Below are 18,040 nucleotides of genomic sequence, written 5' to 3' on the forward strand. Positions count from 1 at the left end.
TTCAAAGGATTACAGTCGAATCTTTTCAATGTTATTGGCTTCAGCCCAAAAATCTGTCATTGAAGAAGTGTCTTGGCCATCTTTACCTGCATGGCGAGCCAACTGGAACATATTCCGGACTAAATTTCCGACAGGCAATGAAATACCTGATGATTGCGCCGCTTGGCATGCCAGCGTTAAGTCTTTAAAACCTAAAGCAATATCAAATCCAGGTGTTAAATCATTTTTGAGGACTTTTTGCGGCCATTTTTCTTTTAACTGACCATTAGAAGCAGTCGTACCCGTTAGCACTTCAAAGGTTTTTTTAGCATCAAGTCCTAAGCCTTGAGCAAGTACAAGCGCTTCAGAGTTTAATTGGCAATAGCATAAAACCATCAAGTTATTGATTAATTTCATTCGTGTACCAGCACCTGGCTCACCGCAATGCAGCACCGTGGTACCCATATTCAATAAGAAATCTTGTAAAAAAGCAAAATCTGACTCATTAGCACCTAACATAAACAAAGATTGCCCCAAATCTGCATGCGCAGCTAAACGCCCAACAGGCGCATCAGCGAATTTCACATTCTTCTCTTTTGCATGCTTATAGAGTAAATCGACAGTATCAGTATCAATGGTGCTCAGCTCGATTAAATATTTGCCTTCAGAAAGATGGGCTAAAATACCATTATCTCCAAGAATAACGTCTATGGATTGCTTTGGACCTGGTAGCATAGTAATCACAACATCAGAATCTGCGGCAATTTCTTGAATATTTGATGCATTTCTTCCGCCAAGCTGAATAAACTTTTCAATTTGAGCTGGATTTAAATCAAAAGCCGTCACGTCTAAACCGTTTTTGACTAAATGTGATGCTAGTGGAAAACCCATGCGCCCTAAGCCGATAAATCCAATTTTCATAATTCGTCCTTACATTTGTGAAATATAGCTTTCCTATGCCAGCAAATTTCGCATACAACACCTGAAAAGTGTAATAACTATTTGGAATGCATCGATGAGTTTAGGGAAAGGTAAGTATTCGCAAAAGTGATCTCTATGTGAGTTTTTAGAAATTGAATCTGAGATGAATAGTTTATGTTGAGATTAAATCAATACTAAGGGGATAGGGATGATTCCTGAATATGAAGTCTTTGCAATCAAATATGCAGGGGTCACAAAAAAAGAATCTGATAATTTTATCTATAATGATCAGCACGATGTTGATATGGATTTAGATTTTTATATTTGGGTGATTAAGCATGAAGAGCAAGTTTGGCTAGTCGATTTAGGCTTTGGAGAAGAGGAAGCTCAGCGCAGAAATCGTAAGTTAAATTATAAAATTGATGATGCTTTGAGATTAATTGGTATAGATCATACAACTGTAAAAAATGTCATCATAACCCATATGCACTTTGATCACGTTGGAAACCTAGAATACTTCCCAAATGCAAAATTTTATCTGCAAGATGCAGAAATGAATTTTGCGACGGGCAGAAACATGTGTCATGCCTGTCTGTCACATCCATTTAATGTGAATGATGTGATGAAAATGGTACAGAATGTCTATAAAAATAAGGTGATTTTTGTAAATGGTAGCAAAGAAATTGCTCCCGGTATTAGTTTGCATAAGGTCGGAGGGCATACTGGAGGATTGCAGGTTGTACGTGTACACACGCAGCGTGGATGGGTGGTTTTGGCCTCTGATGCGTCTCATTTTTACCGCAATAAATTAGAAAAAAATCCATATCCAATTGTTTTTAATATTGGAGAAATGATGCAAGGCTTTGATTTACTGGATGAGCTGGCCTCATCCGAACAGCATATTATTCCTGGGCATGATCCAGATGTTTTAAAGCACTACCCGCATTCAAACCCACAACTTGCATCTGATGTGGCTATTCTGCATAAGCCGCCAGTTTTTTAGCATCATTTCATCGTGATTATTAAGCCACCTAAATAGCGTGGCTTTTTTTATTGGCAATAGCTGTTTAACTAAAAGTAATTGAACGATGAGTTTCTCGTCACTTGCCTAATTTAGCTTTCCTCTATATTGCCAAAGAAGTTTTGGCTTAAAGGCCATAAAGCATATTTCAAAAGGATTTTGTATGGAAAAGCAGGCAGCTTTGCGTTCTCATTTGGCTGAAATCAGTGAAATTGAAAAGCAAAAAATATTTAATAAAATTTTGTGGAAAATTATGCCAATTCTATTCTTGGCATATATGTTTTCATTTTTAGACCGCGTCAACATTGGTTATGCCAAATTGCAAATGCAGGACTATCTTGGTTTTACAGATATTCAATACGCATATGCGGCAGGTATATTTTTTATTGGATATGCCTTATTTGAAATTCCAAGCAATTTGCTGATGGATAAAATTGGCGCAAGAAAAACGTTAGCCCGCATTATGATTCTTTGGGGCCTAGCTTCAGCAGCCACAATGTACGTATCAAGCATCAATCAATTTTATATCATCCGATTTTTACTGGGTATATTTGAAGCTGGTTTTTATCCAGGTGTATTTTTATATTTCAGTTATTGGTTTCCAGGCTACTTACGCGGGCGCGTAGCAGCCATTATTCTTGCGGGTTCACTTGTCGCTCCAATTATTGGTGGGCCAATTTCAGGTTTAATCATGACTGAAATGAATGGCTTCATGGGCATGTTTGGATGGCAATGGATGTTTTTGTTAGAAGCTTTGCCTATTATTTTTATTGGTATTTTTTGCTTTTTTTATCTTTCAGATAAGCCTCAGACTGCGAAATGGCTTAATGCACGTGAAAAACAAGTTCATCAACATATTATGAATGGAGATAATGCTAATAAAGCAGATGCAAAAGAAAAACAATCAGCCCATTCAATGGGCGAAGTATTTAAAGCCTTAGGTGATCCGCGTGTATATCTGCTGGCATTTTTAGCGTTTGCAACATATTGCGGCAATTACGGGTTTAGTTTCTGGCTTCCAACCATGATTAAAGATATGGGGGTGACAAACATTGCACATATTTCATACTACAGTGTCATTCCTTTTTCTTTAGGCGCCTTAGGACTTTACTTGATTACAAGAAGTTCTGATAAACGCCGCGAGCGCCGCTGGCATTATGCTTTATCCATGATTTTAGCAAGCTCTATGTTAGTAATCGCTTCTTATGTTGATGTAGGCTTAGTTCCGAGACTAATTCTTTTAGGTTTTGCTAGCTTTGGATTTATGGGCGGTATGGCGCTAGCTTGGACCTTGCCGGCAGGCTATTTGCAAGGTTCGACTGCACCTGTGGGCATTGCTTTAGTAAGTACTTTAGCAACCACAGCAGGCTATTTTTCTCCTTGGCTGATGGGTGTCATGAGGGAAAATTTTGGTACAAATCAAGCTGCCCTAGTCAGTATTGCAGCAGTAATGTTTTTAGCATCATTATTAATGATGTTTGTTGTACCTGCTAAAGCAGTTTATGTCAGCGAAAAATAAAATATTAAATGGCTGATGAATTATTAAAAGAGTCTTAGGACTCTTTTTTTAGATTTGAATATTTGTGAAATATTCATGGGCAGATGATTTATTTGAAAACTTGAACAGAAAATCCTCCTTATTATTTTTAAAGGTTAAAACACATGGAAATAAAGGATGAATTTTAATTTAACGGAAGAACAGAATGCATTTGCAGAATCGGTACGCAAATTTGCCCAAAAGGAATTGTTAGATGGCGCATTAGAACGTGCCCATTCACATGATTATCCTTGGGAAATAGCGGCTAAACTTTCAGAAATGGGTTTGCTGGGTATTACGCTGAAAGAAGAAGACGGTGGTATTGGTGGCACGCTGATGGATGCCGTGATTGCTATTCAAGAATTGGCTCTCATTTGCCCAAAAAGCGCTGACGTCGTTCAGGCGGGTAACTTTGGTGCTATTCGTACCTTTGCAGAATACGCTTCTCCATATCTGAAAGAAAAATATCTTCCAGACCTATTGGCTGGTAAAAAACTACTTTCACTAGGTATGAGTGAGCCGGGTGCTGGTTCATCTGTGACTGAGCTGAAAACCTCTGCAGTAGAAGATGGCGATCATTACATTATCAATGGTTCTAAAGTCTTCTCAACTCACAGCCCACATGCTGATAGCTTCCTAATCTATGTCCGTTTTGGTGAAGGCCTAGATGGTATTGGTTCAGTCATGGTTGATCGTGGTACACCAGGTTTTGAAGTAGGTCAGCCTTCAGCATTTATGAGTGGTGAAGAGTGGTGTCAACTGTACTTTGATAACTGCCGTATCCCTAAAGAAAATGTGCTGCTAGGCCCAGGCGGTTTTAAAAAACAAATCTCAGGCTTTAATGTCGAACGTATTGGTAATGCTTCACGTGCATTGGCTTTGGGCCGGCATGCGTTTAATGTTGCACGTCAGCACTGTTTAGACCGCGAACAGTTTGGAAAGGCGCTATGTGAATTCCAAGGCTTGCAATGGAAGTTCTCGGAAATGGCACTGAAGCTTGAATCTGCACAGTTGCTGCTTTACCGTGCAGCAGTGAATGCAGATGGTGGATTGCCGTCTGCTTATGAAACCAGTGTTGCAAAACTGTCTTGCAACTTAGCTGGTTGGGAAGTTTCTAATGAAGCATTGCAGGCAATGGGTGGTTATGGTTATTCCACAGAGTCTTTGGTTGAGTACTGTGTGAAGCGCACCCGTGGCTGGATGATTGCAGGTGGCTCGATTGAAGTATTGAAAAACCGTATTGCAGAAGATGTATTTGGCCGTCGCTTTAATCAGCGCGCTAAGTGACCGACAACACACATATTTAAAGGATGAAAAATATGTATAGCAAATCAGAACAAATGGTTTCAGAACAAAAACCTAAATGGATTATGGCATTTATTTTTTGTTTTCTAGTGTTGCTGGTAGATGGCGCTGATATGTTGTTGCTGTCTTATAGTCTTTCAAGTATTAAAGCGGAATTTGATCTAACATCATTTCAAGCAGGAATGCTCGGAAGCGTAACGCTTGCAGGTATGGCTGTCGGCGGTGTATTTGGCGGTTGGGCAAGTGATAAAATTGGCCGAGTCAAAGCAATTGCCTATAGCGTTATTATGTTTTCTGTTTTGACTGGGCTATTAGCTTTTGTAAATAATGTCTATGAATTTGCTTTTGTACGTTTTATTTCAGCTCTTGGACTAGGTACTGTTTACATGGTCTGTGCAGGTCTAATTGCTGAATTAGTTCCAACTAAAAGCCGAAATACAATTATTGCTACCTTGATGGCAGGATGGACTTTTGGCTACATTGTGGCTTCAATCCTTGCAGGTATTATTATTCCTAGCTATGGATGGAGAATGCTATTCCTCGTCAGCGGTTCGGCGGCGATCATTGGTATTATTATGCCATTTTGTGTCAAAGAATCAGAATCTTGGTTAAAGGAGCGTCAAGAGCGATTAGCCAATAAGAAAAATATGATAAAAACAGATAACTCTGTTTTTAAAGCAATGATTAAAGACAAAGTAGTATTCAGAACTTTATTATTTTGGATTGCTGCCGCATCATTTCTGAACTTTGGATACTATGGTGTCAACAACTGGATGCCAATGTATTTAGAACAAGAATTAGGAATGAATTTTAAATCGCTCACCAACTTTTTGATTGGCAGTTATGCCGCAATGATTGGCGGGAAAATTATTGCTGGCATGATGAGTGATAAAATTGGACGTAAACCTACGTTTATTATCGGTTCTGTCGCTACATCAATTTTTCTCATTATTATTGTAACACTGCATAACGAAACGAATATTCTTTGGCTCTTGGTTATCTTTGGTTTCGTATACGGCATGCCAATGGGTGTTTATAGCACTTATATGTCAGAAAGTTTTCCGACCCGTTTGCGCGGTACAGCCTTAGGTACTGCCCATAATGTCGGTCGTATAGGTTCCACAATTGCACCTGCTACAATTGGCTATATTGCTACAAATGGATCAATTGGTATGGGGTTCATGGTCATGGGAGCCGCATATCTGATATGCACGATACCTACATTCTTCATTAAAGAGAAAATGTATGATCCTCATTCAAAAGACACTGAGGTCAATGTTGATAACAATGCTATAAAATCTGCTTAAATCAACTAAAAAAGCGCTCTATTCAGGGCGCTTTTTTTATTTTACATTTTCTCAAATAAGTCATAGCGTGATGATTTATTTGAAAACACAAAATATATAAAGTCCGTATTCTAATTCTATGAAATTGATTTGAAATAGAGTTAGAAACATGAATTTTAATTTAACAGAAGAACAGAATGCATTTGCAGAATCGGTACGTAAATTTGCCCAAAAGGAATTGGCAAACGGGGCATTGGAACGTGCACATTCGCATGATTATCCTTGGGAAATAGCAGCTAAGCTTTCAGAAATGGGTTTGCTGGGTATTACGCTGAAAGAAGAAGACGGCGGTATAGGTGGCACACTAATGGATGCCGTAATTGCCATTCAGGAACTAGCTTTGGTTTGTCCGAAAAGCGCTGATGTCGTTCAAGCAGGTAACTTTGGTGCAATCCGTACATTTGCCGAATACGCATCGCCATATTTGAAAGAAAAATTTCTACCCGATCTTTTAGCAGGAAAAACTTTATTAGCATTAGGCATGAGTGAACCGGGTGCTGGTTCGTCAGTAACTGAACTGAAAACTTCAGCAGTTGAAGATGGCGATCACTACATTATCAATGGTTCAAAAGTCTTTTCTACACATAGCCCGCATGCAGACACCTTTTTAATTTATGTACGTTTCGGTGCAGGTTTGGATGGCATTGGATCTGTGATTGTGGAACGCGGTACACCAGGCTTTGATGTGGGTCAGCCGTCTGCATTTATGAGCGGAGAAGAGTGGTGTCAGCTGTATTTTGAAAACTGCCGAATCCCTAAAGAAAATGTGCTGCTAGGCCCAGGCGGTTTTAAAAAGCAAATCTCAGGCTTTAATGTCGAACGTATTGGTAATGCTTCACGTGCCTTGGCTTTGGGCCGTCATGCGTTTAATGTTGCACGTCAGCACTGCTTAGACCGTGAACAATTTGGCAAAGCATTGTGCGAATTCCAAGGCTTGCAATGGAAGTTCTCTGAAATGGCACTGAAGCTTGAATCTGCACAGTTGCTGCTTTACCGTGCAGCAGTGAATGCAGATGGTGGATTGCCGTCTGCTTATGAAACCAGTGTAGCAAAATTGTCTTGCAACTTAGCAGGTTGGGAGGTTTCTAATGAAGCATTGCAGGCAATGGGGGGTTATGGCTATTCCACAGAGTCTTTGGTTGAATACTGTGTGAAGCGTACCCGCGGTTGGATGATTGCAGGTGGCTCGATTGAAGTATTAAAAAACCGTATTGCAGAAGATGTATTTGGCCGTCGCTTTAATCAGCGTGCTAAGTAAACTATCAGGGATTAAAAAGAAATGAATTCAATGCTGAAAGAAGACGTGAAATTATCTGATGCTTTACTGAAGCCTAAAACAGTTGCTTTAGTGGGCATCTCTGATGATCAAAGTAAAACTGCAGGGCGCCCTTTACATTTTTTAAGAAATGCAGGCTATAAAGGTACAATTTATTGTATTAACCCGCGCAGAGAAACTGTACAGGGTGAAAAAGCGTATACCTCACTTACAAATTTGCCTGAAGTTCCAGATCATGTCTACGTGCTGACAGGTGCAGAACTAGCCTTAGAAGCTGTAGAGGAATGCGGAAAATTAGGTGTTCCTGTTGTGACACTCATTGCGAGTGGTTTTAGTGAGGCTGGCCATGAAGGCATTGAACGCGAAAATAAATTGCGCGAATTGAAGGCTAAGTATCAAACACGCATTCTGGGCCCTTCAAGTTTGGGGATTGTAAATCTTTATGAAGATTTATTCCTAACCGCAAATGCTGCATTTGCAGAACCCGGCTTGCCAAAAGGCGATATTTTCTGTGCTTCTCATAGTGGCAGTATGATTGGCTCTTTGACATCACGTGGACGTAATCATCACACGGGCTTTTACGGTTTAGTATCTGTAGGTGGCGAGGTTGATTTAAGTGTTGGTGAAATTTGCTTAGCTACTTTAGACAACCCCGATATTCATGGCTATATGTTGTTTTTAGAGTCCATGCGCCATGCAGATAAATTGCGTGAATTTGCTGTAAAAGCTGCTGAGCTGAATCGTCCAGTTGTGGTGTTCAAACTAGGGCGTTCACAAGTTGCTGCAGATCTGGCTGTTTCTCACACAGGGTCTATGGCTGGTGAGGATGCTGTAGCTGAAGCATTCTTTAAAGATTGCGGTATTGCACGTGTAGAAACTCTAGATGGCTTCTTGAATGCGATTCCGCTGCTCAACAAAGTGCCATCACAAACTGCCAATAAAAAACAAATTAATGTAGGTGTTTTGACGACTACTGGCGGTGGTGCTGCAATGGTCGTTGATCAGCTCGGTATCCGTAATGTTTCAGTTGTATCACCTACTGACGAGACGATTGCCAAACTCAATGCACGCGGGGTAGAGGTTCATGCAGGCGGTATCATCGATTTAACACTAGCTGGTACCAAGTATGAAGTGATGAAAGCTGCGCTAGAAGTGCTTGAAGAAGCACCTGAATTTGATCTGATACTAGTCGCTTCAGGTTCTTCAGCCCGTTATCATCCAGACCTTGCAGTTAAACCGATTGTTGACAGTATTTCGACTTACAAGAAGCCATTGGTAAGTTTCTTGGTTCCTGATGCACCAGAAGCTTTAAAGCAATTAAAACAGGCCGGCGTCCCTGCATTCCAATCCCCAGAAGCTTGCGCTGATGTAATTAATGCAGCATTTTCTCGTCGTCAACCGATGCCAATCCCTGCGCAAGTTTCTCAGCCTACAAAATCGACTACGGTCACTTTAGATGAAGATTCTGCTTATCAATTGCTAAGACCATTAGGCATTCAAAATGCTCCATATCAAGTGTTGAATGTTTCACAACCTAAAGCGTTGGACATCTCGTATCCAGTTGTTGTGAAAGTTTTGCATGATCAAATCAGTCATAAAACTGAAGTTGGGGGAGTTATTTTGCACGTACAAAATGACTCAGAGCTTCAAGCCGCGATTAATCAAATTAAGTCCAACGTTGAGAAACACTGCCCAAATCTGACTGTTGAAAAAGTTTTAGTCCAGTCGATGGTGAAAGGTCTTGGTGAAGTCTTAGTTGGTTTTAAACGTGACAAAGACGTGGGTCCGATTGTTATGCTGGCCGCAGGTGGCGTGCTAACTGAACTTTATAAAGACAGTTCAATGCGTTTAGCACCTGTAACGCTTGATTCAGCTTATGAAATGATTGCTGAAGTAAAAGGCTTAAAAGCTCTCGATGGTTTCCGTGGTAAGCAGAAAGGCGATTTAAAAGCGATTGCCGAAACTGTAGTGGCTTTCTCTCAGCTAGCAGAATCTAAGGAATACTACATTGAAGAAGCTGAAATGAATCCACTTATCGTAAACCCACAAGGACAAGGCGTTACAGCTGTGGATGCACTCGTACATATTGCCAAGGAAGGTTAAGTCATGACAGAAACGATTCATTATGAAATAGACGGTTCAATTGCGGTTATTGTGATCGATAATCCGCCTGTAAATACAGGGTCTTGGTCAGTACGTAAAGGACTGCTTGATGCCGTTGAAAAATTTACTCAAGATGACACACTAACAGCCGCTGTCATTATTGGTAAAGACAAAAACTTTATCTCTGGTTCAGACCTTAAGGAGTTTGGCAAACCAATTACTCCGCCAGAGTTGCCTCAAGTGATCAAGGCAATTGAGGAATGTCCAAAACCGGTGATTGCAGCCATTAGCGGTGCAACTTTGGGTGGTGGATATGAACTGGCCTTGGGCTGTGATGCACGCTTAGCATCAGAAAACACAATTGTTGGCTTGCCTGAAGTGACTTTAGGTATGCTGCCGGGTGCAGGTGGAACACAGCGCTTACCACGTTTAATTGGAATGGCTAAAAGCATCCAAGTCATCTGTTCAGGGAAGCGCTATAAATCACAAGAAGCGTTAAAGCTAGGGATGATAGATGTAATTGCAGAAGGTGAATTACGCCAATTTGCAGTAGAATTTGCGAAAACAGCGCAAAAAAATCCATTATCAAATAAAACTGTTGAAAAAGATGAATCCGCTGAATTTGATGCCATTGTAAAAAAAGCATTGAGGGTTGGAAAACACCGACCGCCTGTTCAAGAATCAATCCGTTTGATTAAGGGAACTGCTGATGTTGAGTTCTATGAAAGTTTGGCTGAAGAACGACGCGTCTTTCAGCAATTGCGTATAGGTGAAGAGGCTTTTGCGCGCAGGCATTTATTCTTTGCTGAAACAAATGCTAAAAAAGTCATTAATTTGAAAGAAGCTCCGCTTAAACCGCTTAAAAATATTGTTGTGGTAGGTGCAGGCACTATGGGAACTGGCATAGCTGTATCGGCTTTAAAAGCAGGGTTTCATGTCACTGTTTATGACCAATCAAAATCCATATTAGTGCAATGCAAATCGCGGATTGATTCCATTTATGAAGCAGATATAACATCCGCACGTATTAAAACCGGACTAAGAGATGTTCAGCTTGCACAGCTTGAACTTAGCGATCATGAATCCGCATTTGAACATGCGGACTTAGTGATTGAAGCCGTTTTTGAAAATTTAGCGGTAAAACAAGATTTAATTCGAAAAGTTGAAAGTATTGCATCTGCAAACACCATTATTGCTAGCAATACTTCATATATTGATTTGGATGAAATTGCAGAAGTCAGCCTTCGACCAGAAAACATTGTGGGGATTCATTTCTTTAACCCAGCGCATATCATGCGTTTAGTTGAAGTGATCCACGGAAATAATACGTCTCAAGAAGTCATCGCTACAGCATTTTCACTGGTTCAAAAATTAGGAAAACTCCCTATTATTTGTAAAAATTCCTTTGGATTTATTGGAAATCGTATATATGCGGCTTATCGATATCAATGTGAATTAATGCTGGAAGAGGGTGCATTACCACACCAAATTGATGAAGCAATTGAGCGTTATGGCTTTAATATAGGGCCGTTTGCGGTAGGTGATTTATCGGGCTTGGATATCGCATGGAATATGCGAAAAGCCAATGCGCATAAACGTAATCCTGAGGCGCGTTATGTTTCAATTCCAGATCAGATATGTGAATTAGGCCGTTTTGGTGTAAAAACTCAAGCAGGTTATTATAGCTACGCTGACGGAAAAAAGCAGATAGATCCCGTTATCACAGAGCTAATTATTCATGCCTCTGAACAGAAAAAAATTGTACGTAAAGAATTTAGTTCTGAGCAGATTGTAGAACGCATATTACTCACTATGGCCAATGAAGCAGCCTTGCTTTTGGCTGAGGGTGTGACAGCAAGAATGAATGATATTGATCTGGTGATGATCAATGGCTTTGGTTTTCCTAAATGGGAAGGTGGACCTGCGTATTGGGCGTCAAGACAGAATCTAGATGAACTCTATGAAAAACAAAAAGCTTTGGCTGAAGTTTCAGGCTCTGGTTTTATTGCTGGAGATATTTCAATTTTTCAAAAACTTGCTAAAACAGCTTAATCGGTTCTGTTTAAGTAAGAGTTGCCTATTCGCCTGACTTCGGTCAGGCTTTTTTTTACTTGAAAGAAAGACATGAGGTCGTGATTTTTTGGAAATTTTTATTAATTTCAATTCAATATAATCCAAATCAACAAATACTGACTTACATATTGAACATGAGTGATCAAAGCAGTTTAACGATGAGTGTATTGATGACACCGGATATGGCTAATTTTTCTGGCAATGTTCATGGGGGAACAATACTGAAGTTACTCGATCAGGTTGCTTATGCATGTGCCAGTCGTTATTCAGGAACCTACGTCGTTACTTTATCGGTCGATCAGGTTTTATTTAAGGAACCTATCAAAGTAGGAGAAATGGTTTCATTTCTGGCAAATGTAAATTATGTCGGGCGAAGTTCTATGGAAATAGGTATTCGTGTTGAAGCTCAAAATATCCAAAGTCGCCAAATACGGCATACCAACAGTTGCTATTTCACAATGGTGGCAGTTGATAATAATGGTAAACCGTCTGCGATCGCTCCATTAAATGTTGATTCAGAACTTAAGAAATGCCGTTATGAAGCAACTTTAAGACGTAAAAAAATACGCCTCCAAAATAATTGAATTTAATCAACGACACATATCTATAAAAAGGATTTATGATGAAAAACGCATACATCATCGATGCCATCCGTACACCTTTCGGCCGCTATGCAGGCGGACTTGCACCTGTACGTGCAGATGACTTAGGCGCATTGCCAATTAAAGCTTTAATGGAACGTAACCCAACTGTGAATTGGGAACAGGTGGATGACGTCATTTACGGCTGCGCCAACCAAGCCGGTGAAGACAACCGCAACGTGGGTCGTATGTCTGCGCTGTTGGCAGGTTTACCATATCAAGTGCCTGCAACCACAGTAAACCGTTTATGCGGATCATCCCTTGATGCGCTTGCTATGGCAGCTCGCGCAATTAAAGCAGGTGAAGCTGAACTAATTATTGCAGGCGGCGTAGAAAGCATGTCACGCGCACCCTTTGTGATGGGTAAATCTGACAGCGCATATGGTCGCAGCCAAAAGATTGAAGACACCACCATGGGCTGGCGTTTCATTAACCCTAAACTAAAGGAAATGTATGGTGTAGAAACCATGCCGCAGACCGCCGAAAATGTTGCGGAGCAGTTCAATATTAACCGTGAAGATCAGGATAAATTTGCTTTAGAAAGCCAACTACGCACGGCAGCTGCACAAGGCAAAGGCTTCTTTAAAAACGAAATTATACCAGTCAGTATTCCACAGCGTAAAGGTGAAGCGATTGTGGTGGATACCGATGAGCATCCACGCGCGTCGACCACAGCGGAAGGCTTAGCCAAGCTTAAACCTGTAGTAAAAGCCGATGGTACTGTGACAGCAGGCAATGCATCAGGTATCAATGACGGTGCAGCAGCAGTTCTGATTGCATCCGATGATGCTGTAGCAAAGTATGRCCTAAAAGCCCGCGCTAAAATTATTGGCGCAACTGTGGTCGGTGTAGAACCACGCATTATGGGTTTTGGGCCAGCGCCTGCAATTAAGAAATTACTTGCTCAAACAGGTTTAACATTAGATCAGATGGATGTGATTGAGCTAAATGAAGCCTTTGCAGCACAGGCTTTAGCCGTAACGCGTGATCTTGGCCTAAAAGATGGCTTAGCCAAAGTGAATCCTAACGGGGGTGCAATTGCTATTGGTCATCCACTGGGAGCATCAGGTGCGCGCTTGGTCACTACTGCACTGAATCAATTGGAACAAACAGGCGGCACATACGCACTTTGCTCAATGTGTATTGGTGTAGGGCAAGGAATTGCATTAATTATCGAACGGGTTATAAATGAAAATTAGAGATATAAAATAAAACTAAGATTAATTAGAAGTGAGTTATATAAAAACTCACTTCAAGAATCACAATTAAACAACGATGAAGAAATTACAAAGTTAAAATTATTGTTTATTAGATTGGATGCGCGTAGATTTCGGCATAACGTATATTATGTTCATTAGGATACTTCACTGGAGAGATTCAGCGCAATGTTAATCTCTCCAGTGAAGTTGCGGCTGCAGGCAGTGTTGTGTAGGCCGCAATCTCAGATATACCATTTAACATAAAATTACGTTATGCGACATCAAGCGCAAAAAGAGAAGGGCCTTAAGTGGCCCTTTTTTAGTATTCAATATCAATGGTCAAAAACAGAAGTTTATTTTTTTGTCTCAACTTTAATAGTGCCGTCTCTAGTTACTTCTATAAAACCTTCCAGTAGCGTTTGCTTAATTATCTCGTGAAATATTTCAGTATCTCTAAGAGGCTTTTTTCCTGCTTTTACAAGGTCTCTATTTAGCTTCAGAGCTGTTTCATTTAGAGCTTGTTCTTCCTGATCTGTAAATCTAAATGTCTTAGCCATCAATTTGAATCCTACAATAAATTGCAAAATTATAAATGAACTTGTGATTTATTCTTGTATTCATATGTGATTTCTGTATTATTGGCTGAAAGTGATTTATGCATTTGTGATTTTACTATGATCGAAAAAGAACAAGCCTTCGAAATCGTCTCAAAAATTATCTTTGACAATGCAGTACAGCTGATTGTTGGGGGCAATCCTGCTTTTGAATCAGAGCGGGTTCTTTTTCATATTGAAATGGTGATGGGTGAGTGGGGTTATCGCTCTGCAAAAGTTGCAGGGTATTGCGATTCCATAAAACAAGAAAACGACATCATGCGTGAAATGGGGATCGAAGAATAATGTTTATTGATGATGATCCGTTTTTCAAGATTGCTTTAATTTTTATTGCCTTAGTTTCGCTTGTTTGGGGTATTTCTGCTTTATTGGGTGGTGGTTTTAAAAATGATAAATAATTCGATCAAAAAACAATCAATAGTCCAGTCTGGGCCGTGGGGATTGGAAGAATTTATAGCCCCCCTTAATAAGATGCCGGTAAAGATTGAGGGACAACAATGATTTTATTAATTATCGCAATAGCAGCTTTTGCAGGATTATTTTTATTGCTTGCATTAGACCTAAGAAAAACTTTATTAGACTGATTTAATGATCAATAGACATATCTATAAAACTACCAGTTACGATAGAAAAAAGGGCTCATTAAACAAAGATGATTATTTGTATATGCGCGATCTACTGGAGACAGTGCTGCAGCAGCTTCAAGAATCAGATTTGGATAACGATAAAGAAATAGATCAGCTCAAACAGTTTTTTATCAAGTTAGATCATCACATAGATCGGATGCGCGCGTAGATTTCGGCATAACGTATATTATGTTCATTAGGATACTCGGCATCGTGAATAACAATTCCTAAGATTCACGATGTCGAGCTGTGGCAACGAATGCGTTGTGCAGGCCACAGTCTTGGATATTCTATTTAACATAATATACATTATACGAAATGTTATAAATTAAGCATTTGATAATTCAAGCTTTTGTTCTGTAATCTGCAACAGCTTGCCATCACCAGTAGTTTTAAAATAGATATTTCGATCCATTGTTGACTGGTCAATTGCCTAATAAATCTTAAAACTTTTGCATGAATTTGATATTTGATGAGCGCGAAACGATTATCTCTTAGTATGAAATTTATACTGTTAATTTCTGCTGGCAATAATATCAAACAACGCCGATATATTATTATTTGCCACTTTGTGGCCTTTTTCTATTAACAACGCGCTGGCTTTAAACATGTCTTTTAAAATCTTTATTTTCTTAGCATTAAAAATGCCTAAAGCTTGCATATCAGCCTATTTCTTTACCATTTTTAAGTTTAATTCTTAAATTAATTATTCAATTTAACTTATCCTTAAATATAACCTTGAGGATTTAAATCAGATGGCTATGGTGGTAATACTGTCGATATTTATATAAATAATGTAAAAACAATCATTTACATCAATCCATAAGACTTAAAAACCAAGTCCGTACGATGCCAGTTGTCACTGACATAAATTTAGAATCAATAGCTAAGCAATATTTCTCTGTTTAAACTTCTGAAGAAACAAAAGCATTCGTCAGATTTAAAAATCTCCCTTGAATCGGGAGATTTGTGCATTTAAAAACTCTGCTAAGCTTTCTGCAGCTCATTGACAATGGACTGTTGATGCTGAGACAACCAAGCAGTTCTGCGTTCAAACAACAAAGGCGCAGCCGTATTAACGCCATCGATTAGCGCCTGTAAGTCTGCATTTTTTAATCTCCCATGCTCCACAACAACTTCCCCATTCACCATGGTCATCATCACATCACTGCCTTGAACTGCATGCACTAGATTTGTATGTAAATTAAATAATGCGCCCTGATCAATCAGTGGAGTCATTCTAGGCGTTGCTGTATTGACCACAATTAAATCCGCCAGTTTTCCTACTTCAATCGAACCGATTTGATTTTGCATACCGAGTGCTTTAGCTCCCAGTTTAGTTGCCATTTGACACACAGACCATGAGTCCAGCGCCGCTGCATCTAAATTTGAGAATTTAGCCAATAATGACGCTGTTTTCATTTCTTCAAACATGTCTAGATTATTGTTTTCTTTCTCACCATCTGTACCTAAACCAACAGCAATCCCTTTTGCCAGCATCTCTGTAATGAGTGCTGCACCGGAAGCCAGCTTCATATTCGAAATTGGGTTATGCGCCACACCAACTTGATATTGTTTTAAAATATCAATTTCTGCTGAATTAGCCCAAACACAATGCGCCAGCAAAGTTTTAGGCACATCAAACATGCCTAAGCGTTCAAGGGTCTGAATCGGCCTTTGCCCATAACGCCGTAAGTTTTCTTCTACATCAAACTTACTTTCATTACTGTGTGTATGAAAACCTGTTTGGTACGTATTGCACATCTGCTGAATGCGAGCTAATGCTTTTTCTTCTGCATAGAATAAATGTTCTAGTCCGACCCAGACATTAATACGACCATTGGCGTGCTGATGCCATTTTTTGATTAAAGCTTCATTACTATTCAGCGTTTCAAAATAATCATGATCAGGATGTTCTGCCACATAAGGAACCAGTACGGCACGTATCCCCAGCTGTTCTGCGGCTTCCGCGCTGCCATCCATATAACGCCACATATCTACGATGGTTGTGGTGCCTGATAATAATGCTTCTGCATAGCAAAGGTACGATGCTAATTTGGCATCATGCGCGGTCAATACCCGATGCATAGGATCAATAAACTGCTGCAGCCAATCCCAAACAGGCAACCCTTCTGCTGTGCCGCGCAGCAAGCCTGAGTGGCAATGTGTGTTGATCAGTCCTGGCATCAGCAAGCCATTTTCATAATGCTGAATGTCATGTGCTGGGTACTGCTTTTGAATTTCTTCACGTGTCGCAACCTGTACAATAGTCGCACCGTCAATCACTACTGTGCCATTATGAATGCAACGCTGCTTATCATCCATGGTCAGTACATAATCTGCTGAAATAATTTTCATCTTAAATTTCCAAGAAAATATTTATTAATTTTGGAATAAAGCTCCCTTAAACACTAAGCCAGTAAAGGCTTAGCGCGTGAGAGCATTCACATATTTAGGAAGGTTTTTTTAAGGCGTAAATGTTTTGCCTAATGATGCTGGCAGATTCATTTTCAGCAGCTTTTTATCACGTGAAATAATCACTAGAACCACAATCGTTGCAACATAAGGCAAAGCCGAAAGCGCTTCATTTGGCACATTAATGCCAAGCGCCTGCGCATGGAATTGCAGAATGGTCACACCGCCAAACAGGTACGCACCCAGCATTAAGCGTGTTGGTTTCCATACAGCAAATACAACTAATGCAATGGCAATCCAGCCACGGCCTGCGACCATATTTTCAATCCACATCGGTGTATAAACTGTAGATAAAAATGCGCCGCCAATGCCTGCCATCAGTCCGCCAAAAAGCACCGCGCCATAGCGAATGGCCAAAACGTTGTAGCCCATAGCATGCGCGCTTTCCGGCGACTCCCCGACCGCTTTAAGCAATAAGCCCAAACGTGTTTTAGCAAGCACCCACCATACAATCAAAAATGCCAAAATAGACAGGTACACCACATAGTTTTGCTGAAACAAAATAGGGCCAATGAATGGAATATCAGCCAGTACTGGAATATCTAAATTTTGCAGTCCTGGCAAAGCTGTACTGACGTAGTTCTGACCAATAAATGCAGAAATGCCAATACCGAAAATGGTCAATGCCAAACCGCAAGCAGACTGATTGGTACTCATGGATAAGGTAAAAAATGCAAAAATCAGCGCCATCAATAACCCCGCTACGCCGCCAACCAGCAAAGCGCTGAATACACTGGCGTCATATGTTGCAGCAAAAGCAAAACCTGCGATGGCCCCCACCAGCATCATACCTTCTACACCTAGGTTAATGACTCCTGTGCGCTCTGCAACCAATTCACCTAGACCTGCAAAAATTAAAGGCGTGGCCGCTGCAATTGTTCCCGCTAGAATCGCTGTAATTTCAATACTCATGTTAATTCTCCT

At 40.2% G+C, this 18,040-nt stretch carries 15 protein-coding genes; 10 read left to right on the top strand and 5 right to left on the bottom strand.

What is annotated here, in order from left to right; translation table 11 throughout:
* Positions 1-9: 9 nt before the first annotated feature.
* Positions 10-900 carry an NAD(P)-dependent oxidoreductase gene (locus tag B9T34_RS03250; protein WP_086211740.1) on the bottom strand — a complete coding sequence of 297 codons (891 nt, stop codon included), beginning with the start codon at positions 898-900 and terminating at the stop codon, positions 10-12.
* 208 nt (positions 901-1,108) lie between these two features.
* On the opposite strand from B9T34_RS03250, the gene B9T34_RS03255 reads away from it, so the two are divergent.
* The 9 genes from B9T34_RS03255 to pcaF all read left to right on the top strand — a co-directional run bounded on the left by B9T34_RS03255 (position 1,109) and on the right by pcaF (position 13,401).
* Positions 1,109-1,903: an N-acyl homoserine lactonase family protein gene (locus tag B9T34_RS03255; RefSeq protein WP_086211741.1), complete on the top strand. Its 795-nt coding sequence runs from the start codon at positions 1,109-1,111 to the stop codon at positions 1,901-1,903.
* Between the two features lie 181 nt (positions 1,904-2,084).
* Positions 2,085-3,440 (top strand): MFS transporter, encoded by a 1,356-nt coding sequence (locus B9T34_RS03260; RefSeq protein WP_086211742.1) that lies wholly within the window; start codon positions 2,085-2,087, stop codon positions 3,438-3,440.
* A 156-nt stretch (positions 3,441-3,596) separates the two neighbouring features.
* Positions 3,597-4,745: an acyl-CoA dehydrogenase family protein gene (locus B9T34_RS03265; RefSeq protein WP_086211743.1), complete on the top strand. Its 1,149-nt coding sequence runs from the start codon at positions 3,597-3,599 to the stop codon at positions 4,743-4,745.
* A gap of 23 nt (positions 4,746-4,768) precedes the next feature.
* On the top strand, positions 4,769-6,070 hold the full coding sequence (locus tag B9T34_RS03270; protein WP_416202697.1) for an MFS transporter: 1,302 nt from the start codon (positions 4,769-4,771) through the stop codon (positions 6,068-6,070).
* A 148-nt stretch (positions 6,071-6,218) separates the two neighbouring features.
* On the top strand, positions 6,219-7,367 hold the full coding sequence (locus B9T34_RS03275; protein WP_086211745.1) for an acyl-CoA dehydrogenase family protein: 1,149 nt from the start codon (positions 6,219-6,221) through the stop codon (positions 7,365-7,367).
* A gap of 21 nt (positions 7,368-7,388) precedes the next feature.
* Positions 7,389-9,488, top strand: a complete 2,100-nt coding sequence (locus B9T34_RS03280) for an acetate--CoA ligase family protein (protein WP_086211746.1) — start codon at positions 7,389-7,391, stop codon at positions 9,486-9,488.
* Between the two features lie 3 nt (positions 9,489-9,491).
* Complete coding sequence (locus tag B9T34_RS03285) at positions 9,492-11,540, top strand: 3-hydroxyacyl-CoA dehydrogenase NAD-binding domain-containing protein (protein ID WP_086211747.1); 2,049 nt, start codon at positions 9,492-9,494, stop codon at positions 11,538-11,540.
* Positions 11,541-11,695: 155 nt separating this feature from the next.
* The gene (locus B9T34_RS03290; protein WP_086212047.1) at positions 11,696-12,145 is read left to right on the top strand and encodes an acyl-CoA thioesterase; all 450 of its coding nucleotides are present in this window, start codon (positions 11,696-11,698) and stop codon (positions 12,143-12,145) included.
* A gap of 38 nt (positions 12,146-12,183) precedes the next feature.
* On the top strand, positions 12,184-13,401 hold the full coding sequence (gene pcaF, locus B9T34_RS03295) for a 3-oxoadipyl-CoA thiolase (protein ID WP_086211748.1): 1,218 nt from the start codon (positions 12,184-12,186) through the stop codon (positions 13,399-13,401).
* A 353-nt stretch (positions 13,402-13,754) separates the two neighbouring features.
* On the opposite strand, the gene B9T34_RS03300 is transcribed toward pcaF, so the two are convergent.
* Positions 13,755-13,958 (bottom strand): hypothetical protein, encoded by a 204-nt coding sequence (locus B9T34_RS03300; protein WP_086211749.1) that lies wholly within the window; start codon positions 13,956-13,958, stop codon positions 13,755-13,757.
* 120 nt (positions 13,959-14,078) lie between these two features.
* On the opposite strand from B9T34_RS03300, the gene B9T34_RS03305 reads away from it, so the two are divergent.
* Positions 14,079-14,300, top strand: coding sequence for a hypothetical protein (locus tag B9T34_RS03305; RefSeq protein WP_086212048.1), 222 nt, complete (start codon positions 14,079-14,081; stop codon positions 14,298-14,300).
* An 855-nt stretch (positions 14,301-15,155) separates the two neighbouring features.
* Here the strand turns inward: B9T34_RS03305 and B9T34_RS18840 are convergent.
* From B9T34_RS18840 to B9T34_RS03320, 3 genes are all read right to left on the bottom strand, one after another.
* Positions 15,156-15,302, bottom strand: coding sequence for a hypothetical protein (locus B9T34_RS18840; RefSeq protein ID WP_171265114.1), 147 nt, complete (start codon positions 15,300-15,302; stop codon positions 15,156-15,158).
* A gap of 326 nt (positions 15,303-15,628) precedes the next feature.
* Entirely contained in the window at positions 15,629-16,999 is a 1,371-nt protein-coding gene (locus B9T34_RS03315) for an amidohydrolase family protein (protein WP_086211751.1), read from the bottom strand.
* A 108-nt stretch (positions 17,000-17,107) separates the two neighbouring features.
* The gene (locus tag B9T34_RS03320) at positions 17,108-18,028 is read right to left on the bottom strand and encodes an ABC transporter permease (protein ID WP_086211752.1); all 921 of its coding nucleotides are present in this window, start codon (positions 18,026-18,028) and stop codon (positions 17,108-17,110) included.
* Positions 18,029-18,040 lie beyond the last annotated feature (12 nt).

The organism is Acinetobacter sp. ANC 3813, from assembly GCF_002135435.1.
Taxonomy (GTDB): Bacteria; Pseudomonadota; Gammaproteobacteria; order Pseudomonadales; family Moraxellaceae; genus Acinetobacter.